20 protein-coding genes and 2 pseudogenes are annotated in these 23,428 nt (G+C 73.3%); 10 read left to right on the forward strand and 12 right to left on the reverse strand.

From position 1 onward, the window contains the following. Positions 1-10: 10 nt before the first annotated feature. The 4 genes from H0S67_RS22350 to H0S67_RS22365 are packed head-to-tail and all read right to left on the reverse strand — an operon-like array spanning position 11 to position 2,977. Positions 11-766 (reverse strand): amino acid ABC transporter ATP-binding protein, encoded by a 756-nt coding sequence (locus H0S67_RS22350; RefSeq protein WP_180934835.1) that lies wholly within the window; start codon positions 764-766, stop codon positions 11-13. Beyond that, entirely contained in the window at positions 763-1,635 is an 873-nt protein-coding gene (locus H0S67_RS22355) for an amino acid ABC transporter permease (RefSeq protein WP_180934836.1), read from the reverse strand. The genes H0S67_RS22350 and H0S67_RS22355 overlap by 4 nt, the downstream gene beginning before the upstream one ends. Next, positions 1,632-2,471 carry an ABC transporter substrate-binding protein gene (locus H0S67_RS22360; RefSeq protein ID WP_343050239.1) on the reverse strand — a complete coding sequence of 280 codons (840 nt, stop codon included), beginning with the start codon at positions 2,469-2,471 and terminating at the stop codon, positions 1,632-1,634. The genes H0S67_RS22355 and H0S67_RS22360 overlap by 4 nt, the downstream gene beginning before the upstream one ends. 53 nt (positions 2,472-2,524) lie before the next feature. Beyond that, positions 2,525-2,977 (reverse strand): DUF4396 domain-containing protein, encoded by a 453-nt coding sequence (locus tag H0S67_RS22365; RefSeq protein WP_180934838.1) that lies wholly within the window; start codon positions 2,975-2,977, stop codon positions 2,525-2,527. A gap of 109 nt (positions 2,978-3,086) precedes the next feature. On the opposite strand from H0S67_RS22365, the gene H0S67_RS22370 reads away from it, so the two are divergent. From H0S67_RS22370 to H0S67_RS22380, 3 genes are all read left to right on the forward strand, one after another. Continuing rightward, the gene (locus H0S67_RS22370; RefSeq protein ID WP_180934839.1) at positions 3,087-3,632 is read left to right on the forward strand and encodes a PadR family transcriptional regulator; all 546 of its coding nucleotides are present in this window, start codon (positions 3,087-3,089) and stop codon (positions 3,630-3,632) included. Beyond that, entirely contained in the window at positions 3,629-5,659 is a 2,031-nt protein-coding gene (locus tag H0S67_RS22375; RefSeq protein ID WP_180934840.1) for an NADPH-dependent 2,4-dienoyl-CoA reductase, read from the forward strand. Before H0S67_RS22370 ends, H0S67_RS22375 begins: the two co-directional genes overlap by 4 nt. A 206-nt stretch (positions 5,660-5,865) precedes the next feature. Beyond that, on the forward strand, positions 5,866-6,915 hold the full coding sequence (locus H0S67_RS22380; protein ID WP_180934841.1) for a MalY/PatB family protein: 1,050 nt from the start codon (positions 5,866-5,868) through the stop codon (positions 6,913-6,915). 21 nt (positions 6,916-6,936) lie between these two features. Here H0S67_RS22380 and H0S67_RS22385 read toward each other — a convergent pair whose 3' ends face one another. Then, positions 6,937-8,298, reverse strand: a complete 1,362-nt coding sequence (locus tag H0S67_RS22385) for a GH1 family beta-glucosidase (RefSeq protein WP_180934842.1) — start codon at positions 8,296-8,298, stop codon at positions 6,937-6,939. A gap of 16 nt (positions 8,299-8,314) precedes the next feature. On the opposite strand from H0S67_RS22385, the gene H0S67_RS22390 reads away from it, so the two are divergent. After that, positions 8,315-9,016 carry a pirin family protein gene (locus H0S67_RS22390; RefSeq protein WP_180934843.1) on the forward strand — a complete coding sequence of 234 codons (702 nt, stop codon included), beginning with the start codon at positions 8,315-8,317 and terminating at the stop codon, positions 9,014-9,016. 75 nt (positions 9,017-9,091) lie between these two features. On the opposite strand, the gene H0S67_RS22395 is transcribed toward H0S67_RS22390, so the two are convergent. The 3 genes from H0S67_RS22395 to H0S67_RS26255 are packed head-to-tail and all read right to left on the reverse strand — an operon-like array spanning position 9,092 to position 11,600. Then, a complete protein-coding gene (locus tag H0S67_RS22395) occupies positions 9,092-10,021 on the reverse strand; it encodes a diacylglycerol/lipid kinase family protein (protein WP_246354969.1) in 930 nt (309 codons plus the stop codon). Next, positions 10,018-10,527 carry an FAD-linked oxidase C-terminal domain-containing protein gene (locus H0S67_RS26250; RefSeq protein WP_246354970.1) on the reverse strand — a complete coding sequence of 170 codons (510 nt, stop codon included), beginning with the start codon at positions 10,525-10,527 and terminating at the stop codon, positions 10,018-10,020. Before H0S67_RS26250 ends, H0S67_RS22395 begins: the two co-directional genes overlap by 4 nt. Continuing rightward, complete coding sequence (locus tag H0S67_RS26255; RefSeq protein WP_246354971.1) at positions 10,524-11,600, reverse strand: FAD-binding oxidoreductase; 1,077 nt, start codon at positions 11,598-11,600, stop codon at positions 10,524-10,526. The genes H0S67_RS26250 and H0S67_RS26255 overlap by 4 nt, the downstream gene beginning before the upstream one ends. A 17-nt stretch (positions 11,601-11,617) precedes the next feature. On the opposite strand from H0S67_RS26255, the gene H0S67_RS22405 reads away from it, so the two are divergent. The 5 genes from H0S67_RS22405 to H0S67_RS22425 are packed head-to-tail and all read left to right on the forward strand — an operon-like array spanning position 11,618 to position 16,595. Further along, positions 11,618-12,232 carry a TetR/AcrR family transcriptional regulator gene (locus H0S67_RS22405; protein WP_180934844.1) on the forward strand — a complete coding sequence of 205 codons (615 nt, stop codon included), beginning with the start codon at positions 11,618-11,620 and terminating at the stop codon, positions 12,230-12,232. Further along, entirely contained in the window at positions 12,229-13,806 is a 1,578-nt protein-coding gene (locus H0S67_RS22410; protein ID WP_180934845.1) for a glycerol-3-phosphate dehydrogenase/oxidase, read from the forward strand. Before H0S67_RS22405 ends, H0S67_RS22410 begins: the two co-directional genes overlap by 4 nt. After that, positions 13,803-14,858, forward strand: coding sequence for a sigma-70 family RNA polymerase sigma factor (locus tag H0S67_RS22415; RefSeq protein ID WP_180934846.1), 1,056 nt, complete (start codon positions 13,803-13,805; stop codon positions 14,856-14,858). The genes H0S67_RS22410 and H0S67_RS22415 overlap by 4 nt, the downstream gene beginning before the upstream one ends. Next, a complete protein-coding gene (locus H0S67_RS22420; RefSeq protein WP_180934847.1) occupies positions 14,855-15,445 on the forward strand; it encodes a TIGR03086 family metal-binding protein in 591 nt (196 codons plus the stop codon). The genes H0S67_RS22415 and H0S67_RS22420 overlap by 4 nt, the downstream gene beginning before the upstream one ends. Positions 15,446-15,473: 28 nt before the next feature. Further along, positions 15,474-16,595 (forward strand): helix-turn-helix transcriptional regulator, encoded by a 1,122-nt coding sequence (locus H0S67_RS22425; protein WP_180934848.1) that lies wholly within the window; start codon positions 15,474-15,476, stop codon positions 16,593-16,595. 10 nt (positions 16,596-16,605) lie between these two features. Here the strand turns inward: H0S67_RS22425 and H0S67_RS28550 are convergent. Continuing rightward, positions 16,606-17,587 (reverse strand): annotated as a pseudogene (locus H0S67_RS28550) (DUF2332 domain-containing protein). A 4-nt stretch (positions 17,588-17,591) separates the two neighbouring features. Continuing rightward, positions 17,592-19,049: an NAD-dependent succinate-semialdehyde dehydrogenase gene (locus H0S67_RS22435; protein ID WP_180934849.1), complete on the reverse strand. Its 1,458-nt coding sequence runs from the start codon at positions 19,047-19,049 to the stop codon at positions 17,592-17,594. Positions 19,050-19,373: 324 nt separating this feature from the next. On the opposite strand from H0S67_RS22435, the pseudogene H0S67_RS22440 reads away from it, so the two are divergent. Beyond that, positions 19,374-21,484 (forward strand): annotated as a pseudogene (locus H0S67_RS22440) (elongation factor G-like protein EF-G2). Positions 21,485-21,490: 6 nt separating this feature from the next. On the opposite strand, the gene H0S67_RS22445 reads toward H0S67_RS22440, so the two are convergent. Next, positions 21,491-22,591, reverse strand: coding sequence for a penicillin-binding transpeptidase domain-containing protein (locus tag H0S67_RS22445; RefSeq protein WP_180934850.1), 1,101 nt, complete (start codon positions 22,589-22,591; stop codon positions 21,491-21,493). Continuing rightward, positions 22,588-23,391, reverse strand: a complete 804-nt coding sequence (locus tag H0S67_RS22450; protein ID WP_180934851.1) for an NTF2-like N-terminal transpeptidase domain-containing protein — start codon at positions 23,389-23,391, stop codon at positions 22,588-22,590. The genes H0S67_RS22445 and H0S67_RS22450 overlap by 4 nt, the downstream gene beginning before the upstream one ends. Positions 23,392-23,428: the final 37 nt, after the last annotated feature.

The raw sequence follows: 23,428 nt of genomic DNA on the forward strand, positions 1-23,428 counted from the left end.
GCCGACATGATCAGGCGGGTGGCAGCACCCGACGCAGGAACTGCCTGGTCCGGGCCTCGCGGGGGTCGGTGAGGAGCTGCTCGGGCGGGCCATGCTCGAGGATCCGGCCCTCGTGCAGGAAGCACACCGAGGTGGCGACGTCGCGGGCGAAGCTCATCTCGTGGGTGGCGAGGACCATCGTGGTGCCCTGCTCGGCGAGGTCGCGGACGATGGTCAGGACCTCCCCGACGAGCTCGGGGTCGAGGGCGGCGGTGATCTCGTCGAGGAGCAGCAGCGTCGGGGAGGTGCAGAGCGCCCGCACCAGCGCCGCCCGCTGCTGCTGGCCTCCGGACAGGCGGTCGGGGTGCTTGCCGGCCTGGTCGGCGAGGCCGAACTGGTCGAGCAGCTGCCGGGCCCGCTCTTCGGCCTCCGCGCGGGAGGCGCCGTGCACGCGCCGGGGCGCGAGCGTGCAGTTCTCCAGGACGGTCAGGTGCGGGAAGAGGTTGTAGGCCTGGAAGACCATCCCCATCCGGCTGCGCACCGCGCGGCGGTCGACGCGGGGGTCGGAGATCTCCCGGCCCTCGAAGCGGATCACGCCGTCGTCGACGTCCTCGAGCAGGTTCAGGCAGCGCAGCAACGTCGACTTCCCCGACCCCGAGGAGCCGATCAGGCAGACCACGTCGTGCGGGTTCACGACCAGGTCGACGTCGGCCAGCACGACGCGCTCGCCGTACGACTTGCGCAGGTCGGTGACCTCGAGGAGCGGTCCCCCGGCAGTCTCGGTCATCGGGCCCCCGCCCGCTCGCGCTCGGAGTAGCGCCGCCCCAGCCAGTCGGTGAAACGGGCCAGCGGGATCGTCAGCACCACGAAGAAGATCGCCACCACGACGTACGGCGTGTAGTTGAAGTTGTAGTTGCCGTAGTCCCGGGCGACGAAGACCGCCTCGAAGACGCCGATGGTCGATGCCAGGGCGGTGTCCTTCTGCAGCGAGACGAAGTCGTTGAGCAGAGGGGGTACGACGCGGCGCACCGCCTGCGGCACCACCACGTACCGCATCGTCTGGCCGCGACCGAGGCCGAGTGCCTCGGCACTGGCGACCTGGGAGGGGTGGATCGACTCGATGCCGGAGCGGAACACCTCGGCGACGTAGGCGCTGTAGGAGACGACCAGCGCGGTCGTGGCCCAGAAGATCGGGCTGTTGGGCACGCCCTGGAGCTGCAGGCTGGGCATCCCGAAACCGAACAGCAGCACGAGCAGGATCGTCGGGATGCCGCGGACCAGGTCGGTGTAGACGACCGCCACCAGCCGGACCGGCACCAGCCACGGCGACCGGGCGCCGCGGGCGACGGCGATGGCGAGGCCGAGCACCAGGATCAGGGGCTCGGCGACCAGGAACATCTTCACGTTGAGCCAGAAGGCCGACCAGATGCCCGGCAGCGACGCCCGGGCGTGGTGGCCGTTGAAGAAGGCCTCGTGGACCCGGGGCCATCCCGGCGAGGTCACGACCAGCACGCCCACCCCGACGAAGGCGACGACCACGGCCACGGTGGCGATCACGGTCGAACGCAGGCGCAGGCGGCGGCGGATCTCGCGGCGCTCGAGCTCGCGTGGGCTGGGTTCCCAGGTGGTGGCGGCCTCGGCCGGCGGCTGCGTCACTGCAGCGTCGGCACGTTCACGACGTCGGAGAGCCACTTCTTCTCCAGGTCGGCGAGCGTGCCGTCGCTCTTCAGGGTGGCGAGCGCCTCGTTCACGCACGGCACCAGCCCGCTGCCCTTCTGGAAGAGCATCCCGAACTCCTCCTGCTGCCCGGTCTCGGGCTGGAACTGCCCGACGATGGTGCTGTTCGGGATCTCCACCGCGCTGATGTAGAAGGCGGTCGGCAGGTCGGCGAGGATCGCGTCGACCTGGTGGTTCAGCAGTGCCTGCTTGGCGGCGTTGGTGTCCTCGAAGACCGCCGGGTCCTGGCTGGGCTGGATCACGTCGCGGATCGCGGTCAGCGAGGTGGTGCCGGTCTGGGCCCCCAGCTTCAGGTCCTTGAGGTCCGCGAGGCTGGTGGCCTCCGAGGCCTTGCTCCCCTTGAGCGCGATGACGGCCTGCGCGGCGGCGTAGTAGCCGTCGGAGAAGTCGACGACCTTGGCCCGTGCCGGCGTGATCGAGATCTGGTTGATGTCGAAGTCGAAGTTCTTCGCGCCAGGCTTGTAGGAGCTGTTGAACGGCACCTTGACCCAGGTGACCTCGTCGCGGGAGAAGCCCAGCTGGTCCGCGACGGCGTACGCCACGGCCGACTCGTAGCCCTTGCCGTTGGTCGGGTCGTTGTTGCTGAACCACGGGTCGTACGCCGGGGAGTCGGTGCCGATCGTGAGGGTGCCCGGCTTGATCAGCGGCAGGTCGGCCTTGGCGCAGGAGGCCGGGCTGCCACTGTTCGAGTCGGACGCCGAGGGGCTGGAGTCCTGCGGTGCGCAGGCAGCCGCGACCACGAGAAACGGCAACACGAGAGGCAGGGCTACGACGGATCCACGCAGGCGCATGGCCAAATTCTACGGTTTCAGTGGCCGGAGTGCTCGTGCATCTCGTGGACGACCGCATGTCCCTTCCCACGCCCGATCATCCAGTGGTTCACCGGGACGGTCACCACGAAGGCGATCGCCAGCGACGCCGCCAGCGAGATCCAGAACAGGATGTCGGCCAGGGTGGCGTCCATGGCGCCCGGCCAGAGGACCAGGAAGCCGTTGTCGACGATCTCCATCGTGAGGATCGAGACGGTGTCGGCGGCCAGCGCGGTCCGCACCGCGGTGGGCACGTCGAGGCCGGCGCGCCGCACGCCGCTGAAGGTCAGCAGGTAGCCGAAGAAGAACGCCAGGACCACCGACAGCACCACGCTGCCGGCGTTGCCCCAGCCCCACCAGGTGGCCAGCACCATGCCGAGCACCTCACCGACCGCACAGCCGGTCAGGCAGTGCAGGGTCGCGGTCGCCGCCATCCTCCATGAGCTGTTCATGCGACCGAACCTATACCCCCTATGGGTATCTGCCAAGGGCCCTCGACCGGAATCGACCGTGACGTATACCCCATTGCAACTCGTTGCATAGGTCGGGCATGCTGACGTCATGGCCCTCGAGCACGCGCTCCTCGTCGCACTGCGCGAGCAACCCGCGTCCGGCCTCGACCTCGCCAAGCGGTTCAGCCGCTCCATCGGGTTCTTCTGGCACGCGACCCACCAGCAGATCTACCGGGTGCTGGCGCGGATGGACGCCGACGGCTGGGTGTCGGTCACCGAGGTCGCCCAGGCCGGACGGCCCGACAAGAAGGTGTACGCCGTGTCCCCGGCCGGCGAGCGGGTGCTGGCCGACTGGCTGGCGACGCCCACCCCGATGGAGCCGCTGCGCAGCGAGCTCTCGGTCAAGATGCGCGGCGCGTCGTACGGCGACCGCGCGGCCGTGCTGGACGTCGTCCGCGCCAACCTCGCCGAGCACCGGGCCCGGCTCGCGCACTACGAGCAGCTCGAGCGGCGCGACCACCCGCACCCCGAGACCCACACCGACCACGAGCTCGACCAGTACCTCGTCCTGCGCGGCGGGATCCGCATGGAGCGGTTCTGGGTCGAGTGGCTCACCGAGTACCTGGAAGTGCGATCAGCGAAGGACGGACGATGACCGACTACCCCCACCTGCTCACCCCGCTCACCGTGGGCGACCTGACGCTGCGCAACCGCGTGGTGATGGGCTCGATGCACACCGGCCTGGAGGACCGGGTCCGCGACCTGCCGGCCCTCGCGGCCTACTTCGCCGAGCGGGCACGCGGCGGCGTCGGGCTGATCGTGACCGGCGGCTACGCGCCCAACAAGCGCGGCTGGCTCAAGCCGTTCGCCTCCGAGATGACCACCCGGCTGCAGGCGATGCGGCACCGCGAGGTCACCGCAGCCGTGCACGAGGAAGGTGGCGCGATCGCGCTGCAGGTGCTCCACGCCGGGCGCTACGGCTACCACCCGCTGAGCGTCAGCGCGTCCCGGCGGAAGTCGCCGATCACGCCGTTCCGGCCGAGCGCGCTCTCGACCCAGGGCGTCGACCGCACCGCCACCGACTTCGCGAAGAGCGTGGCGCTGGCGCGCAAGGCGGGCTACGACGCCGTGGAGGTGATGGGCTCGGAGGGATACCTCATCAACCAGTTCCTCGCCGCCCGCACCAACGACCGCACCGACGGCTGGGGCGGCTCGGCCGAGAAGCGGATGCGGTTCCCGGTCGAGGTCGTGCGACGCGCGCGGGAGCTGGTCGGCGACGGCTTCCCGATCGTCTACCGGATCTCGCTGCTCGACCTGGTCGAGGGCGGGCAGACCTGGGACGAGGTGCTCGACCTCGCTCACCACCTCGAGCAGGCCGGCGTGACGGTGCTCAACACCGGCATCGGCTGGCACGAGGCGCGGGTGCCCACGATCATCACCCAGGTCCCGCCGGGCGCCTGGCGCTCGGCGACCGCCCGGCTCAAGGCCGCGGTGTCGGTGCCGGTCTGCGCCTCCAACCGGATCAACACCCCCGAGCTTGCCGAGGAGATCCTGGCCGGCGGCGAGGCAGACCTGGTCTCGATGGCGCGCCCGCTGCTGGCCGACCCGGACTTCGTGGCCAAGGCCGCGGCCGGGCGGGCCGACGAGATCAACACCTGCATCGCGTGCAACCAGGCCTGCCTCGACCACGTGTTCAAGAACCAGAAGGCGTCCTGCCTGGTGAACCCGCGCGCCTGCCGGGAGACGACGCTGGTGCTCGCGCCCACCCGGCGTCAGGCGTCGGTGGCCGTCGTCGGAGCCGGTCCGGCCGGGCTGTCGGCCGCGGTCTCGGCCGCCGAGCGCGGCCTGGCGGTCACGCTCTTCGAGAAGGCGCCGGAGCTGGGCGGGCAGTTCCGGCTCGCGATGCAGGTGCCCGGCAAGGAGGACTTCCGCGAGACCCTGCGCTACTACACCCGGCGGCTCGAGGTCCTCGGCGTCGACGTCCGCCTCGGCACGGAGGCCACGGCGGCCGACCTGGCGTCGTACGACGAGGTCGTGGTCGCCACCGGCGTGGTCGGCCGGACCCCGGAGCTCGACGGCATCGACCACCCGACGGTGGTGTCGTACGCCGACGTGCTCAGCGGCGCGGTCGTGCCCGGGAAGCGGGTGGCGGTGATCGGCGCCGGCGGGATCGGGGTCGACGTGAGCCACTTCCTGACCCACGACCCGGCCGACACGCTGGACGACTGGATGGCGCACTGGGGCGTCGGCGACCCCGCGGTGCACCCCGGTGGGCTGACCGAGCGCAAGCCGCGCACCCCTGTCCGCGAGGTCACCCTGCTGCAGCGCAAGACCACCCCGATCGGCATCGGGCTCGGCAAGACGTCGGGCTGGGCGCACCGTGCGGTGCTCAAGCAGTCCGGCGTCGTCCAGGTCAGCGGCGTCACGTACGACCGGGTCGACGACGAGGGCCTGCACTACACAGTCGACGGCGTCTCCCACGTGCTCGCCGTCGACCACGTGGTGCTCTGCGCCGGCCAGGACTCGGTGAGGGACCTCTACGACGAGCTCGTCGGGGCGGACACCGCCGTACACCTGGTCGACGGTGCCACGGTGCACCTGGTCGGCGGAGCCGACGTCGCCGCCGAGCTCGACGCCAAGCGCGCGATCGAGCAGGGCACCCGGGTGGCCGCGGCCCTCTGAGCGGGCCCCCGCTTGTAACGCGGTGTCCACGTCACCGGTGCGGCGTTGCGGCACCGCTCCAGATGCGTGGACACCGCGTTACATGTTTTCGGCCCCGCTAGGTTCGACCCCGTGATCGTTGATCTCACCGACGAGGAAGCCCGGGCAGCGCTGCCGCTGAAGTGGGGAGCCGTCGAGCCGGGGTGGTCCCGGCGTGGGTGGCGGAGATGGACTACGCGCTCGCGCCGGCGGTGGTGACCGCGCTGACCGAGGCGGTACGCCGGGGCACGGCCGGCTACCCGCCCTTCGGGGACGGCGGGGTCGGCGCGGCGTTCGCCGGGTTCGCGCAGCGGCATTGGTCGTGGTCGCCCCCGGAGGACGCGAGCGTGGTCGTCGGGGACGTGATCGCCGGCATCCGCCTGGTCCTCGAGGTGCTCTGCCCGCCGGGCCCGGTCGTGGTGCCGCTGCCCTGCTACCCGCCGTTCCGGGAGGTCGTCGCGATCGCCGGCCGCGAGCTGGTGGCCGTCGAGACCGACCCCGACGCCACCGACGCCGTCCTCGACCTCGAGGCCGTGGAGAACGCCTTCCGCGCCGGCGCCCGGACGCTGCTGCTCTGCAACCCCCACAACCCGCTCGGCCGGGTGCCCCGCCGTGACGAGCTCGAGGCCCTGGCCGCCCTCGCCGGGCGGTACGACGCCCGCGTGGTCACCGACGAGATCCACGGCCCGCTGGTGCTGCCCGGGCCCCAGAGGACGGACGGCACAGCGTTCACGCCGTACCTCACCGTCGACGAGCGCGGGATCCTGGTGACCAGCCCCTCGAAGACCTTCAACACCGCGGGCCTGCACACCGCCCAGGTGGTCGTGCTCGACCCGGCCGAACAGGCCCGGCTGCGCGGTGTCCCGCTCCCGCAGAACCATTCCTACTCACCGCTGGGGATGATCGCCGCCCGGGTCGCGTGGCAGGACTGCGACGACTGGCACGGCGCCCTCGTCCAGAGGCTCGACGCCCAGCGGGCGCTGCTCGCCGAGCTCGTGACGGACCACCTGCCCGACGCCCGGACACGGCCGCTCGAGGCGACGTACCTCGCCTGGCTCGACCTGCGGGCATACGGCCACGACGACCCGGCCGCGCGCGGCCTCGAGCACGGCGTGCGGGTCGCGCCCGGGTCGGACTACCAGCCGGGGCTGTCCGGCCACGCCCGCGTCAACATCGCGACCAGCGCCGAGCGGCTGGAGACGGCGGTGCGCCGGCTCGCGAAGGCCCTCGCCGGCTGAACGGGTCGACCGGTTGACGGGTCAGCCCGCGTGCTTCGGCTGGGCGGCGATCATGTCGGCGTACCACTGGAAGGACCGCTTCGGGGTGCGCTTCTGGGTCTCGTAGTCCACGTGCACGAGGCCGAACCGCTGGGTGTAGCCCTCGGCCCACTCGAAGTTGTCCAGCAACGACCACGTGTAGTAGCCGCGCACGTCGACGCCACGGCGGATCGCCGTGGCGACCGCTTCGAGATGGGCCTCGAGGTAGTCGATCCGGGGCTGGTCGTCGACCACGCCCTGCTCGTCCGGGCCCATCCCGTAGGAGCAGCCCGACTCGGTGATCATGATGGGCGGCAGCGCGGCGCGGTAGCGCGCCCGCAGCGTGATCAGCCACTCGCGCAGCGCATCGGGCACGACCGGCCAGCCGAAGTCGGTGGTGGGGTAGCCGACGAGCTCGCGGAACTCGAAGGGCATCTCGGCGTCCTCGCCGGCGGCGGCGACCTTCATCGGGTTGTAGTAGTTGACCCCGTAGAAGTCGAGGGGCTGCCGGATCGTGGCCATGTCGCCCTCGAGGATGCCCTCCTCCATCAGCGGCGCCAGGTCGGCCGGGTAGCGGCCGAGCAGCATCGGCTCGACGTACATGCCGTTCCAGATCGCGTCGAACAGCTTGGTGGCGCCGACATCGGCCTCGTCCTCGGTGGCCGGCCACATGGGCGCGTGGTTGTTGGCGCAGCCGACGCTGGTCGCGCCCGCCGCGCGCAGCGCGATCGCGGCCCGCCCATGGCCCACCAGGAGGTGGTGGGAGACCGGCAGCGCGTCGAACATCAGGGTCCGGCCCGGGGCGTGCGTGCCGGTGGCGTAGCCGAGCATCGTGACCACGTTGGGCTCGTTGACGGGGATCCAGTGCTCGACCCGGTCGGCGAAGCGCTCGCCGACGATCGCGGCGAAGTCGGCGAACCGGTCGATCGTGGCCCGGTTGAGCCAGCCACCGTCGTCCTCGAGGGCCTGCGGCAGGTCCCAGTGGTAGAGCGTCACCATCGGCTGGATCCCCGACTCGAGCAGGCAGTCCAGCAGCCGGTCGTAGAAGTCCAGGCCGCGGGCGTCGGGCGCGCCGCTCCCGGTCGGCTGGATGCGTGGCCACGACAGGGAGAGCCGGTAGCCGCCGGCGCCGAGCCGTCGCATCAGCGCCACGTCCTCTGCGTACCGGTGGTAGTGGTCGCACGCGACCGCACCGCTGGAGCCGTCGGCGATCCGCCCCTCCTGGGCGCAGAAGGTGTCCCAGATGCTGGGCCCCCGGCCGTCCTCGGTGGCGGCCCCCTCGATCTGGTACGCCGCGGTGCTGGTCCCGAAGCGGAAGCCGGCGGGCAGCTGGGGGTAGCCGGGCGACTGCGGGGCGGGGGGCACGGGCACAATTGTGCCCGTGGCCGTGGAGATCCGCCGGAGTTCGGAACGCTTCAGTACCCGAGATCAGGGACGGCTGACCCGCCACTCGTTCTCGTTCGGCGAGCACTACGACCCGGGCAACGTGGGCTTCGGTCCGTTGGTGTGCCACGACGACCACCTGCTGCGCGCTGGCACCGGGTTCGAGGACCACTCGCACGCCGACGTCGAGATCGTGACCTGGGTGCTGGACGGGGCGGTCGAGCACGCCGCCGACAGCGGGACGGCGGCGCTGGTCCGGCCCGGGTCCGTCCAGGTGCAGTCGGCGGGGGCGGGGATCGTGCACCGCGAGGTGGCCGCCGCCGGGGTCGGTCCGACCCGCTTCGTCCAGGCCTGGCTGACCCCCGACCGGTCCGGCGGCGAGCCGGCGTACGCGAATGCCGACGTGACGCTGCCCGACGGCCGGCTCGTCCCCGTGGCCTCGGGGCACCGCGACGACGCGCCGGCCCGGATCGGCACCGCCTCCGCGACGTTCTGGGTGGCGCGGATGCCGGCCGGTTGCACGGTCACCCTGCCCGACGAGCCGCGCCAGCACGTCTTCGTCACCCGCGGCGCGCTGGTGCGCTCCTCCCTCGCCGAGCCGATGGCCGACGGCGACGCCTTCCGGATCACCGACCGGCCGGGACTCGAGCTCACCGCGGCGGTCCCCACCGAGCTGCTCGTCTGGACCTTCACCCGTTGAGTTGGGCCTGATTCGGCTTCCAGCTGGGCCTCTTTCGGCGATTCCGGCCCGTCTCGCGACCGAATCAGGCCCAACTCAACAGATGACCGACAGCGCGCCGGGGCGGAGCTCGACCACCGCGGGGGCGTCGCCGAGACCGGGGAGAACGCCGAGCGGCTCGCCGTCGCCGCCCACCGGGACGGGCACCCGCGAGCGCGCGCGCAGCTCCACCCGGGTGCCGGTGAGCACGGTGACCTCCGGGAGGTCCACGTGCGAGCCGTCGTAGACCTTCGGCAGCGACCGCACCAGCTCCAGCCGTGAGGCCGCCTCGATGACGACCACGTCGAGCCGCCCGTCGTCGACGGCCGCGGCGGGGGCGATCTTCATGCCCTGCCCGTAGTACGCCGAGTTGGCCACCACGACCGTCGCGGCGGAGTACTCCCGCTCCACGCCGTCGACCGAGACCCGGTAACGGCCGGGCTGGTAGGTCGCCAGCGAGCGCACCGCCGCGTAGGGGTACTGCAGCCGCCGCGGCAGCAGGTGCGCGCGGTCCACCAGCTCCGCCGCACGGGCGTCGACGCCGGAGTACACCGAACCGGCCACCACCCGGGGCGCCGCACCGGGGAGGTCGAGCGCGAGCAGGTCCACGCGGCGTACGCCGCCCTCGAGCAGCAGCCGCGCCTGGCCGGCGGGGTCCGCCGGCAGGCCGAGCATCCGCGCGAAGTCGTTGCCGCGGCCGGCGGGCAGCACCGCGAGCGTCCCGCGGGCGGCCGAGACGAGACCGGCCAGCGAGGACAGCATCCCGTCGCCGCCGACCGAGACGACGACGTCGCCGCGGCCGACCGCCTGCTCGACCAGCCCGGACATCGCCAGCGCGCCCGGCGAGTAGGTCACGTCCACCGTCGCGCCGGCCTCGCGGAGCAGCCGCGCCACCGGGACCACGGCGTCGGGCGCGGCACCGCCACCGGACGCGGGGTTGACCAGGAACGTGAAGGCGCGTGGGCCACTCACCGGTTCGGCGCTCACGGGATCAGCACCCCGGGGTTGAGGATCCCGGTCGGGTCGAGCTCGGCCTTGACCGCCCGCAGGATGCCGACGCCGACCGGGCCGATCTCCGCGGCCAGCCACGGCTTGTGGTCGGTGCCGACCGCGTGGTGGTGGGTGATCGTGGCGCCGGCCGCGACGATGGCGTCGCTGGCGGCGGCCTTCGCGGCCTGCCACCGGCCCAGCGGGTCCTCGCCCTCCGGGGTGGCGACGGTGAAGTAGAGCGAGCAGCCCGTCTCGTAGACGTGCGAGACGTGGCACAGCACCATCGTCGGCTCGCCGAGCGCCGCCTCGAGGGCCTCCTTCACCCCGGCGTACAGCCTCTCCGCGTTGGACCAGAAGGTCGCGGTCTCCAGGGTCTCCACGAGGACACCGACGTCGAGCATCGAGTCGCGGAGGTACGGCGCGCCGAAGCGCCCGTGGGCCCACGCGCGGCCGGGCTCCTCCCCGAGCCACTCCCCACCGAGCCGGGTCAGCACCGCGGTCACCGCCGCCTGCCGGGCCGAGGCCGCCTCGGGGTGCCCTCGTAGCCCACGATCATCAGGCACCCGCCGGCACCGGCGCCGCCGATCTCGTCCGGGCGGGCCAGGTTGATCGCGGTCTCGGTCTCGTCGGAGAGCCGGATGACCGTGGGCAGCAGGCCGGCCTGCGCCAGCGTGCGCATCGCTGCGGACCCCTCGGCGAAGGACCGCCAGCGCCACCCCTCGTAGGCCGTGACCGCGGGCAGGTGCCGGACCCGGACCGTCACCGAGGTGATCACCCCGAAGGCACCCTCCGAGCCCAGGACCAGCTGTCGCAGGTCGGGGCCCGCGGCGCTGGCCGGGGCGCTCCCGAGCACCAGCGGCCCTTGCGGGGTGGCCACCGTCAGGCCGACGACCAGGCTGTCGAAGCGGCCGTAGCCGGCGCTGGACTGGCCGCTGGAGCGGGTCGCGGCGAAGCCGCCGATCGAGGCGAACTCGAAGGACTGGGGGTAGTGGCCGAGGGTCATCGCGTGCTCGGCCAGCAGCGCCTCGGCCTCCGGGCCGCGCAGGCCGGGCTCCAGCGTCGCGGTCATGGACACCGGGTCCACCGCGACCAGGCGCTTCATCCGGACCAGGTCGAGGCTGACCACGCCGGCGTAGCCGTCGCGTCGGGCCGCGAGCCCACCGGTGACCGACGTGCCGCCACCGAACGGGACCACCGCGAGGTGGTGCTCGACCGCGAACGCCAGCAGCGCCGCGACGTCGTCGGGACCGCCGGGCCGCACCACCGCGTCGGGGGCGTCGGAGAGGTCGCCGGCCCGGGCCCGCAGCAGGTCGGGGGTCGACTTGCCCCGGGTGCGCAGGCGACGGGTGTCGTCGTCGGTGAGCACGTGCTCCGCACCGACCAGCTCCCGCAGGGCGTCGAGCAGGGCCGGGTCGATCGCCGGCGCGGGCACGGGCGACGAGCGGACGGGCGGGTGCTCGTGGAGGCCGAAGGCGAGCTCCACGAGGCCGCGGGCGGCGTCGTTCAGGGGGGTGGCCGCGGCCGGGTCGCCCCAGCGCTGCGGGTGCATCTCGACGGCGGTCTTCTCGGGGGCCATGTGTTACAGTGTGACACATGACGTCACTTCGTCACACCCCCGATCCAGGGACGGACCACGGGTCGGACCCGAGGGACGGCTACCTCGACGCCGCCCGCGACTGCATCCTCGACCTCGGCTGGCGGCGTACGACGCTGACCGAGGTCGCGCGTCGCGCCGGGGTGTCCCGGATGACGATCTACCGCACCTGGTCCGACATGCAGCAGCTGCTCGGCGACCTGATGACCCGGGAGTGGGCCGGCGTCGTGGCGGCCACGGTCGCCGAGGAGGACCCCGGGGCGACCGCGGTCGACCGGCTGGTCGGCGACATCGTGGGCACGGTCCGCACGCTGCGGGTCAACGAGCTGTTCCTGCGGATCGTCGAGCTCGACCCCGAGCTGCTGCTCCCCTACCTGCTCGCGCGCCGGGGCCGCTCGCAGGACGCGATCCTCGCGATGGTCGAGGAGGCCGTGCGGGCCGGCCAGGCCGCCGGGCAGGTGCGGGCGGGGACCCCGGTCGTGATCGCGCGCGCCCTGGTGCTCGCCGCGCACGGCTTCGTGCTCTCGACCCACACCATGGTGGACGACCGCGCCACCGAGACCGAGCTGGACGCCGAGCTCGCCGGCCTGCTGGCCCGGGCCCTGGCCCCGTGAACACGATCACCCCCGGCCTGGCCGAGGCCCCCACCGAGGTCGACCTGGTCGTCATCGGGCTCGGCATCACCGGGGCCGGGGTGGCGCTCGACGCGGTCAGCCGCGGCCTCCGGGTACTGGCCGTCGACGCCCACGACCTCGCCTTCGGCACGTCCCGGTGGTCCTCGAAGATGGTGCACGGCGGCCTGCGCTACCTCGCCAAGGGACAGCTCGGCGTCGCCCACGAGAGCGCCGTCGAGCGCGGGATCCTGATGGAGGTCACCGCACCCCACCTCGCCCGACCGATGCCGATGGTGGTCCCGCTCAACTCGGCGGTCACCCACCTCCAGGCCGGTGTCACCCACGCGGGCCTGGTCGCCGGCGACGTGCTGCGCCGTGGCGCCCGCACCCGCCGCGAGACCCTGCCGAGGCCCCGCCGCCTCTCCGCGACCGAGACCCTGCGCCTCGCACCCGCGCTGCGTCCCGCCGGGCTGCGCGGGGGACTGCTCTCCTGGGACGGCCAGCTCGAGGACGACGCCCGGCTGGTGACCACCGTCGCCCGGACCGCCGCGTCGTACGGCGCCCACGTGCGCACACACGCCCGCGTCCTGGCCGCGACCGGCACCGAGGTCGAGCTGCGCGACGAGCTCACCGGGGCGACCCACACCGTGCGCGCCCGCGCCGTCGTGAACGCCGCCGGCGTCTGGGCCGGCAGCCTCGTCGACGAGGTGACCCTGCGGCCCAGCCGCGGCACCCACCTGGTGCTCCGCCAGGCCAGCCTGCCGGGGCTGCGCGTCTCGGTCTTCGCGCCCGTCCCCGGCGAGACCAACCGCTTCGTGCTCGTGCTCCCCCAGCCCGACGGCACGGTGTACGTCGGGCTCACCGACGAGCCGGTCGACGGCGAGATCCCCGACGTGCCCGAGCCGTCGGAGCCCGAGATCGGGTTCCTGCTCGACGTCGTCTCCGCGGCGTTCGCCCACCAGCTCCACCGCGACGACGTGGTCGGCGCCTTCGCCGGGCTGCGCCCGCTCCTCGACCTGTCGGGCAGCGGCAGCGAGGGGGCCACGGCCGACCTCTCCCGCCGGCACGCCGTGCTCGTCTCGCGCACCGGTGTGGTGACGATCGTCGGCGGCAAGCTGACGACGTACCGACGGATGGCCGAGGACGCCGTCGACGCGGCGGTCGCCCGGGGCGGCCTGCGGGCGGGGCCCTGCCGCACCCGCACCCTGCCGCTCCTGGGTGCCGCCCCGCGGGACGTGCTGGCGGCGCTCGAGCTGCCCGAGCGGCTGGTGCGCCGCTACGGCACCGACGCCGCGCTGGTGCTCGCGAGCGCCCGCGAGGTCAGCGGCCTCGCCGACGACGAGCTGCTCGCCCCGGTCGCCGACGGCGTGCCGGTGACGCTCGCCGAGCTGCTCTTCGGCGTCACCCACGAGGGCGCTGCCGACGTCGACGACCTGCTCGACCGGCGCACCCGCGTCGGCCTGGTGGCCACCGACCGCGAGGCGGCCCGACCGGCCGCCGAACGTGCGCTGGAGATCGCCGGCGTCGGTGACGCCGACGGGCCAGGTCCCACCCAGACCCTCCGGGGCCGATGAGTTTCCTCGTCGACGCCGGTCTGACCCACGAGGCAGACTGGACGGACGACGAGGGAGCAGCGATGACCACGAGCACCGAGCTGGACGACTTTCCGACCCTGACACAGCGCTACCAGCGCGAGCTGCTCGCGCACTGCTACCGGATGAGCGGGTCCGTCCACGAGGCGGAGGACCTGGTCCAGGAGACCTTCCTGCGTGCCTGGAAGGCCTCGGCCGACTTCGAGGGCCGCTCCTCGGTGCGGACCTGGCTCTACCGGATCGCCACCAACGTCTGCCTCACCAACCTGGAGGGCCGGCCGCGCCGGCCCCTGCCCGCCGGCCTCGGCACCGCCGACGCGATGGCCGGGGACGCCCTCGAGCAGGACCACGAGATCGCCTGGCTGGAGCCGGTCCCGGACGCCGCGGTGGTCGTCGCCGAGCGTGACTCGATCCGGCTCGCCTTCGTGGCGGCGCTCCAGCACCTCCCGGCCCGGCAGCGCGCGGTGCTGATCCTGCGCGACGTGCTGCGCTGGTCGGCCGCCGAGGTCGCGGAGGTGCTCGACACCTCGACGGCCGCGGTCAACTCGGCCCTCCAGCGCGCGCACGCCCAGCTGGCCGACCGCGGGCTGACCGAGGAGACCGTCGAGCCCCACCTGACCCAGTCGCAGCAGCAGCTCCTCGAGCGGTACGTCGAGGCCTTCTGGCGCAAGGACGTCGACACGATCGTGAGCCTGCTGACCGCCGAGGCGGTCTGGGAGATGCCGCCCTTCACGAGCTGGTTCCGCGGACCGGCGCAGATCGGCTGGCTCATCGGCAACGAGTGCCCGGGCGGCAGCCACGACATGCCGATGCTGCCGACGTCGGCCAACGGGCAACCGGCGTTCGGTCTCTACATGCGCTCGGAGGCCGGTGACTTCGTGCCGTTCCAGCTGCAGGTGCTCGAGCTCGACGGCGACCGGGTGCGGCACGTCAGCGCGTTCTTCGACCACTCGCTGTTCGCGACGTTCGGCCTTCCCGACCGGCTCCCCGCCGACCACGCGGGGCCGGACGCAGCACCCCCGAGCGTTCGGTGAGCCCCGGGCTCGACGAGGCCGTCGAGCTCCTGGACCGGGCACTGGCCTACACCCGGGTGTCGCTCGCGGCCGTCGACCAGGCATCGCTCGACCGGCCCACGCCCTGCGCGGCCTGGAACCTCGACCAGCTGCTGGACCACATGGCCGACGCCCTCGACGCCTTCACCGAGGCGGCCGGCGGCTGGGTCGAGGTACGCCGGCCGGCGCCCGCCGAGACCCGGGTCGGCACCCTCCAGGACAAGGCGTGCGCCCTGCTCGGCGCCTGGACCATGGCGGCGCCGGCCGCCGTCCTCGTCGGCGACCTCCCGGTGGAGGCGTCGCTGCTCGTGGCCGCCGCCGCACTCGAGGTGACCGTGCACGGCTGGGACGTCGCGCAGGCCACGGGACGGCGCACGCCGGTGCCCGACGAGCTGGCCCGCGAGCTCCTCCCGGTCGCGCGTGCGGTCGTCTCGTGCTCGGACCGCGGCGTCAGGTTCGCCGCGGAGCGACCGGCCGCGGACTCCTCGGACGCGGCCCTGCTGCTGGCCTTCCTCGGCCGCGACCTGACTGGTCCACCCGCACGAAATCACGCGAATCGACACACATAGCACGTCCGGGCTTCCTAATCTGTGCGCCATGCCCGCCCCCGACGAGCTGACGCTCGCGCTCGTCGACCTGCCGCACGCGCTGCTCGCCGACACCAGACTCATCGACACCGAGCTCATCAACACCGAGCTCATCGACACAGGTCTCACGGCCGCCGGTCTCACCGCCACCGGCCGGACCGACCCCGACCCGTGCGGGGCCGTGATCCGCGGCTGGCAGCTCGCCCGTGCCGGTCGCACCACCGAGGCGCTCGCCGAGCTGGACGCCGTCCGCGCGACCGGTCGGGTCTCCGGCGGCCTCGAGCACGCCCTCCTCCTTGCCGCCACCGTCGACTGCCGGCTGGCCCGCGGCGACCTCGGCGAGGCGCTCGCGCTGGGCGAGGACCTGGCGCGCCTCCGGGTGCAGCCCGGGCTGACCGGCGCCCTCGCCCACCACGCCCACGGCGAGCTGGCGGCGGCCGTCAGCGACGCCGAGCAGGCGGCCACCCACTTCGCCCTGGCAGGTCACTGTCTCGAGAGCCACGGCGACGTCCCGGCCCTGGTGCCGTGGCGCGTGGGCGCCGCCCTCGCCGCGGTGCGGCTCGGCGACCGCGCCCGGGCCACCCGGCTCGCGGGCGAGCAGCTCGACCTGGTGCAGCCGACCGGCTCGCCGTACTCCGTCGCCCTCGCGCTGCGCACCGTCGCGACCATCGACGCCGCCGCCGACTCGATCGCGCTGCTCCGCAGGGCTCGAGGCACCCTGGCCGCGCTCCCCGCCGGCCGGCTGGCCGCGCAGGTCGACACCGACCTCGCCGGCCTGCTGCTGCTCACGCCCCGTGGGGAGGGCTCGACCGAGGCGCTGGCGCTGCTCCGCTCGGCCGAGGAGTACGCCGGCCGCCAGGAGCTCTGGCCCCTGCACGGCCGGGTCCGGCGGCTGCTCGACCGGTTGGGCGAGTCCCCTCGCCGCGTCGAGGTCGAGGCCCTCGCGGCGCTCACCGTGTCCGAGCGTCGGGTGGCGCTCCGCGCGGCCGACGGGCTGTCCAACCGCGAGATCGCCGAGGAGCTGGTGGTGACGGTGAAGGCCGTCGAGTGGCACCTGTCGCGCGTCTACCGCAAGCTCGGCATCTCCTCACGCACCCGGCTGGCGGCCGCTCTCGGCGCCATGGCCCGCTGACCGGGGCTGGTCACCCCAGCCAGGTCATCGAGCGGCCGTGCCCGTGCGTCCAAGCCATCGCGCGGCCGTCGATGCCGAGCACGAAGGTCGGCAGCTCCTCGGGCACCTCGGGCCCCGTGGCCGTCACCTCGGGGAGCACCCGCTTGCCCTCGTTGCTCACCCAGTGGCAGCGCCCCTCGGACACGAGGCCGGTCATCAGCTCGTGGAACCGGGTGCGGTCCACCGGCTCGAGGTAGGCGATCACGGCGCTGTGGAAGACCACCACCGGTCCGTGGGCTGCTGCCTGCTCGACGAGGCCGGGCAGCTCCTCGAGCAGGTCTCCCCGCACCAGCCGGGGCGGGTCCGTGCGCGCGACCGAGATCGCCCGCTCCAGCCGCTCGCGCCGCTCGGCGTGCTCGGGCCACACGAGCGTGGTCAGCCACGCCATCGCGTCGGCGTCGGTGACGTCGAGGGGGTTGAGGTCGATCCCCGCGCCATGCCACGTCCGGCGGCTCGGCCGGCAGCGGCGCCGGTCCGGCCACGTCGGCCGCGAGCACGGGCCCGCTGCCACCGGCGGTGACGGTGCCCTCCGCGGTGGACCAGGAGTAGCGGTAGCGGTCCGGGTAGAGGCACAGACCCGCGCTGGCCCCGACCTCCAGCAGCGCCAGCGGCTCCCCGGCACCGAGGAGGGCGAAGGCCGGCGTCAGCGTGGCCAGCCGGCCCACCTCGTTGGTCTGGGTCGCCCGCTCGAGGATGGTGGCGCGGATCCGGCCGTCGTCGCCGAGCAGCGCATCGCGCAGCGCGGCGTACGGCCCCGGTGCCGGTACGCCGTGCCAGCGCGCGGCCGCGAAGACCAGGTTGGGCTGCTGCTTGCCCTCGGGCAGCTCCCCGATCCAGGCCAGCAGCTCCGGGTCGCCCACCACACCGCGCGCCCACGCCTCGAAGCAGGGCGAGTCGGTGGCGTAGCCCGCGAAGTCGGCGTACTGGCCCGCCACGTCGGCCCAGAGGTCCACCGGCTCAGCTCACGGGCAGGGCGACATAGGTCGTCTCGAGGTACTCCTCGATGCCCTCGAAGCCGCCCTCGCGACCGAACCCGCTGGACTTGACCCCGCCGAACGGGGCGGCCGGGTTGGACACCAGCCCGGTGTTCACCCCGACCATGCCGAACTCCAGGGCCTCCGCCAGCCGGATCGTGCGGGACAGGTCGCGGGTGTAGACGTAGGACGACAGGCCGTACTCGGTGCTGTTCGCCTGACGGATCGCCTCCTCCTCGCTGCGGAACGTCGTGATCGGCGCGACCGGCCCGAAGATCTCCTCGGTGTTGATCGCGGAGTCGGCCGGCACGTCGAGCAGCACCGTCGGCGGGTAGAAGTAGCCGGGGCCGTCGGGGGTCTCGCCGCCGACGACGACCTTCGCGCCGTCGTGGACCGCGTCGGTCACCAGCTGGCTGACCGACTCCACCGCCTTCTCGTCGATGAGCGGCCCCACGTCGACGCCGTCGTCCTGGCCGCGGCCCAGGGTCAGCCCGCCCATCCGCTTGCCCAGCTTCTCGGCGAACTCGGCGGCGACGTCCTCGTGCACCAGGAAGCGGTTGGCGGCCGTGCACGCCTCGCCCATGTTGCGCATCTTGGCCACCATGGCGCCCTCCACGGCCGCGTCGACGTCGGCGTCCTCGAAGACCACGAACGGCGCGTTGCCGCCGAGCTCCATGCTCAGCCGCTGGAGCTGGTCGGCGGACTGCTTGACCAGCAGCCGGCCGACGCCGGTGGAGCCGGTGAAGCTGACCTTGCGCAGCCGGTCGTCGGCCTGGAGGGTCTCGCTGAACTCGCCGGTGTGCTTGGTGGTGACCACGTTCAGGACGCCCGCGGGCAGGCCGACCTCGGCCAGCGTCGCCGCCAGCGCCAGCATGGTCAGCGGCGTCTGGGCGGCGGGCTTGATCACCATCGTGCAGCCGGCCGCGATCGCCGGACCGACCTTGCGGGTGCCCATCGCGAGCGGGAAGTTCCACGGAGTGATGAACAGGCAGGGGCCGACGGGCTTCTTGATCGTCAGCAGCCGGCTACCGCCCGCGGGTGCCTGCATCCAGCGGCCATGGATGCGGACCGCCTCCTCGGCGTACCAGCGGAAGAACTCGGCGCCGTAGGCCACCTCACCCTTCGCCTCCTTGACCGTCTTGCCCATCTCGAGGCTCATCAGGTGGGCGAAGTCGTCGGCCCGCGCCGTGATGAGCTCGAAGGCCCGGCGCAGGATCTCGCCGCGCTCTCGCGGCGGGGTGGCGGCCCAGTCGGCCTGCACGGCGACGGCGGCGTCGAGCGCCTCGACCGCGTCGGGGATCGAGCCGTCGGCGACGTCGGTGATCACCGACCCGTCGGCGGGGTCGATGACGTCGAATCGCGCGTCGTCCTCTGCCTCGCGCCAGGTGCCGCCGATGAAGAGGCCCCGCTGGTCGGGGCCGAGGAGATCGAGTCCGTTCATGGGGCTAGCCAAGCACGTGCGGCAAACCAAGGACAGGCCTCCCGGGCTCATGGGATTCTGTGCACGTCGACCTCGGAGGGAGCACTTTGACGTCGACAGGGACCCCTCGCTGACCCCATGCAGTGAGGGGTTCTTCCCTGCTCCGCCGCCGCTGTCCCCCCTGTCGTCGGCTGGGCCTGAGCCGGACGTGGGAGTGCGGGCCGGGCCTGCGCTCCCACGTCTCGGTGAAGAGTCCCCGTGGGCCCTTGCGCGTCGGCCCCGGGAGGAGTTGCCTCGGAGGCAGAGATGCCTGGTGGCCGAGCGGCCCGGACCTGAGGTGGCGACATGGCGGACAAGGGGAACCCACGTAGACCAGCCGGTCACGATCTGGAGGCGAGCAGCCCGGACCGGATCCGCAACGTGGTGCTGGTGGGGCCGGGAGGCTCCGGGAAGACCACTCTGGTCGAGACGCTGCTCGCCTGTTCAGGCGCGATCGGTCGCGCGGGATCCGTGCGGGACGGCAGCACCGTCTGCGACTTCGAGGAGTCCGAGCAGGCGCACGGCCGCTCGATCTCCCTGGCGGTGGCCCCGCTGGTCCACGAGGGGGTGAAGATCAACCTGATCGACACCCCCGCCTACGCCGACTTCGTCGGGGAGCTGCGGGCGGGCCTGCGCGCAGCGACTGCGCCCTGTTCGTGGTGGCCGCCAACGAAGGGGTCGACGAGGCGACGAGGACGCTGTGGCGCGAGTGCGACGCGGTCGGCATGCCACGCGCCGTCGTGGTCACCAAGCTCGACCAGGCCCGCGCCGACTACGAGGGCCTGCTGCGCCAGGCGCAGGAGGCCTTCGGCGAGCGGGTGATGCCGCTCTACGTCCCGCGCCGCTCGGGCACCGACGTGGTCGGCCTGACCGGGCTGCTGGCCCCGGGGGGCGACGCCCCCGAGGAGCTGCGCGGCGAGCTGATCGAGGGCGTGATCGAGGAGTCGGAGGACGAGACCCTGATGGACCGCTACGTCGGCGGCGAGGAGATCGCCGAGGACGTGCTGACCGCCGACCTCGAGCGCGCCGTGGCCCGGGGGACGTTCTTCCCCGTCGTGCCGGTCTGCTCGGTCACCGGCGTCGGCTGCACCGAGCTGCTCGCCTTGGCGGCGCGCGGCTTCCCCTCCCCGGCCGAGCACCCGGCGCCCGAGGTGTTCAGCCCCGCCGGCAAGACCGCGCCGGCCATCTCGTGCGACCCGGCGGGACCCCTGGTCGCCGAGATCGTCAAGACGACGAGCGACCCGTACGTCGGGCGGCTCAGCCTGGTGCGCGTCTTCTCCGGCACCCTGCTGCCCGACCAGCCGGTGCACGTGTCGGGCCACTTCACGTCGTTCTTCGGCGACGCCACCGGGCACGACGACCACGACGAGGACGAGCGCGTCGGCGCCCTGGCGCACTCCTTCGGGCGCACCCAGGTGCCCGCGTCCCGCATCGTGGCCGGGGACCTGTGCGCGGTCGGGCGGCTCACCAGGGCGGAGACCGGCGACACGCTCTCCTCGGTCGACGAGCCGCGGGTGCTGCGGCCGTGGTCGATGCCGGAGCCGCTGCTGCCGATCGCGGTCGTCGCGCACAGCAAGGCCGACGAGGACAAGCTCTCCCAGGCGCTGGGCCGGCTCGGCGCGGAGGACCCGTCGCTGCGGATCGAGAACAACGCCGAGACCCATCAGCTGGTGCTGTGGTGCATGGGTGAGGCGCACGCCGAGGTCCTGCTCGAGCGGCTCACGTCGCGGTACGGCGTGCACGTCGACCAGGTGCCGTTCACCGTCAGCCTCCGGGAGACGTTCGCCGGGCCCGCCAAGGGCCACGGCCGGCACGTGAAGCAGTCGGGTGGCCACGGCCAGTTCGCGGTCTGCGACATCGAGGTCGAGCCGCTGCCGGAGGGGTCCGGCTTCGAGTTCGTCGACAAGGTCGTCGGTGGCGCGGTGCCGCGCCAGTTCATCCCCAGCGTGGAGAAGGGGATCCGCGCGCAGATGGAGCGCGGCGTGCGGGGCGGCTACCCGGTCGTCGACCTGCGGGTGACCCTCACCGACGGCAAGGCGCACAGCGTCGACTCCTCCGACATGGCCTTCCACGCCGGCGCGTTGGCGCTGCGGGAGGCCGCGGCGTCGACGAGCATCACCGTGCTCGAGCCCTTCGACACGGTCACCGTGGTGGTGCCCGACGACCTGGTCGGCAGCGTCATGAGCGACCTCTCCGCCCGCCGCGCCCGGATGCTCGGCACCGACAAGGTCGGCGACGACCACACCAGCATCGTCGCGGAGGTCCCGCAGATCGAGCTGGTGCGCTACGCGGTCGACCTGCGCTCGGCCAGCCACGGCTCGGGCACCTTCACCCGCACCTTCGCGCACTACGAGGCGATGCCCGACGACGTCGCTGCCAGGGTCGCCGCCAGGGTCGCCGCGAGCGGCGGCGGCTGAGCCGCCTCAGTCCACGGCGCGGAGGAAGGACTCCAGGATCGGGCCGGCGGTGCCGGAGCCCGACTCGCCCTCGTCGACGAAGGCCGCGACGGCCAGGTCGCCCTGCGCCGCGATCATCCAGGCGTGGGTGAGGACCTTGCCGTCCTTCTCGAACTCCGCGGTCCCGGTCTTGGCGATGACCGGTGGGCCGGGCACGTCGGCGAGCAGGCTGCCGCTGCCGGAGGTCACCACGCCGCGCAGCATCGAGCGCAGCGAGGCCGCCTCGGCCTTCGAGACCGGGTCGACCCCGTGGGGCGGCGAGACGTCGACCGAGGTGACCAGCCGGGGCACCACCAGGGAGCCCGACTGCACCGACGCGATCACGGTCGCCATCGCCATCGGTGAGGCGAGCACCTTGCCCTGGCCGATCATGTCGGCCGCGGCCTCGGTGTCGGAGGCGGGCGGCTCGACGTTGCCGAAGTACGCCGGGAAGCCGAGGTCGTGGTCGACCCCGAGCCCCAGCGACGCGGCGGCGTCGACGAGGTCCCGGCCGCCGAGCTTGCCGGCCTGGGAGATGAAGGCGGTGTTGCAGGAGTTGGCGAGCGCCGTCCGCAGGGGGATCCGGCCGATCCCGTCGGAGGGGTAGTCGGAGTAGTTCTTGAACGTCTTGCCGTCGACCGTGATGGTCGGCGTGCACGGCACCACCGTGTCCGGCGTCAGCCCGGCCCGCAGCAGCGCGAGGCTGGTGACGCTCTTGAAGGTGGAGCCGGGCGCGAACTGGCCGTACGTCGCCATGTTGTAGCCGTTGGTGCCCGGCCCGTTCGCGGCGGCCACGATGTCACCGGTCGAGGGCCGGATCGCGACCAGGGCGCTGGCCGGGCCCACGTTGACGAGCAGCCGCTCGGCGGTCGTCTGGAGGCGCTCGTCGAGGGTGATCCGCAGCGGCCGGCCGCGGGTGGCCCCGACCCGGAACAGCTCGTGCTCCTTGCCGTCGGCGTCCACCGCGTTCACCACGGCGCCGTCGGTGCCCTGCAGCTGCTCGTCGTACCTCGCCTGGAGGCCGGAGAGCCCCGCCTGGTCGCCCGGCTGGTAGGTGTCGGGGTGGTCCTTGACCATCTCGGCGGTCACACGTCGCCGACGGTGCCGAGGATGGGGGCCGCGAACTCCTTGGTCGGGGCCAGCGGCAGGCGCGCCCCGAGGGCGAGCACGCCGGGGATGTCCTGGTAGCCGTCCACCGACGCGGGCACGTCGTCCTTGCGGAAGACGATCGCCGCGACGTACGCCTGGTCGCCGGCGGCCTGCACCCGATTGACGTACGCCGCCGGGTCGATGCCCACCAGCTGCGCCAGCCGGCGCGCCGAGTCGGCGGCCTTGCCTGCCGACACCCTGGAGCGGTCGATGCCGAAGCGGACGACCGGGCGATCGGTGACCAGCGGCTGCTGGTGCGCCCCGATGACCTGGCCGCGTCGCGCCGCGATCGGGGTCAGGTCGAGGGTGACCCCGTCGACGAGGCTCGACTCGACGATCGAGGGGTCCCAGGCGACCTGCCACTGGCCGTCGACCCTGGTCATCCGGGCCTGCGTGTCGTAGGTCCAGGCGCGACCACCCAGCGGCCAGCTCCAGGTGAGCGAGGCGGTGGCCGAGTCGCCCGACTCCTTCACGTCCCCGGCCGTGACGTCCGGCTGGACGTCACCCATGCCCTCGACGGTGGTGCGGTAGTCCTTCGTCGCCTCCTCGGTCGTGACCCTGGTGAAGTCGACGTCGGCGAACGACCCCGAGGACAGGCCGGAGGCCAGGGTGTCGGCCGCGTCGGACGCGTCCGGCCCGCCCGAGGAGCCCGAGTCGCACCCGGTCAGCAGCAGCCCGAGCAGCGCGCTCGTCGCCAAGGTGGTCGTGGCGCGAGCGGTGATGGTCCGGTGAGCCCCCATGGCCCCGGTTCTACCAGCCCGGCGTGACGCACCGCCC

The sequence above is a fragment of the Nocardioides ungokensis genome (genome assembly GCF_013466985.1).
GTDB classification, from domain to species: domain Bacteria; phylum Actinomycetota; class Actinomycetes; order Propionibacteriales; family Nocardioidaceae; genus Nocardioides; species Nocardioides ungokensis.

Bases quoted from the DNA above. Each gene is read 5' to 3' on its own strand.
- H0S67_RS22350 (WP_180934835.1), bottom strand. From the start codon at position 766: ATGACCGAGACTGCCGGGGGACCGCTCCTCGAGGTCACCGACCTGCGC.
- H0S67_RS22415 (WP_180934846.1), top strand. From the start codon at position 13,803: ATGAGTTTCCTCGTCGACGCCGGTCTGACCCACGAGGCAGACTGGACG.
- H0S67_RS22435 (WP_180934849.1), bottom strand. From the start codon at position 19,049: ATGAACGGACTCGATCTCCTCGGCCCCGACCAGCGGGGCCTCTTCATC.
- H0S67_RS22375 (WP_180934840.1), top strand. From the start codon at position 3,629: ATGACCGACTACCCCCACCTGCTCACCCCGCTCACCGTGGGCGACCTG.
- H0S67_RS22380 (WP_180934841.1), top strand. From the start codon at position 5,866: ATGGACTACGCGCTCGCGCCGGCGGTGGTGACCGCGCTGACCGAGGCG.
- H0S67_RS22370 (WP_180934839.1), top strand. From the start codon at position 3,087: ATGGCCCTCGAGCACGCGCTCCTCGTCGCACTGCGCGAGCAACCCGCG.
- H0S67_RS22405 (WP_180934844.1), top strand. From the start codon at position 11,618: ATGACGTCACTTCGTCACACCCCCGATCCAGGGACGGACCACGGGTCG.
- H0S67_RS22450 (WP_180934851.1), bottom strand. From the start codon at position 23,391: ATGGGGGCTCACCGGACCATCACCGCTCGCGCCACGACCACCTTGGCG.
- H0S67_RS26255 (WP_246354971.1), bottom strand. From the start codon at position 11,600: ATGGCCCCCGAGAAGACCGCCGTCGAGATGCACCCGCAGCGCTGGGGC.
- H0S67_RS22365 (WP_180934838.1), bottom strand. From the start codon at position 2,977: ATGAACAGCTCATGGAGGATGGCGGCGACCGCGACCCTGCACTGCCTG.
- H0S67_RS22425 (WP_180934848.1), top strand. From the start codon at position 15,474: ATGCCCGCCCCCGACGAGCTGACGCTCGCGCTCGTCGACCTGCCGCAC.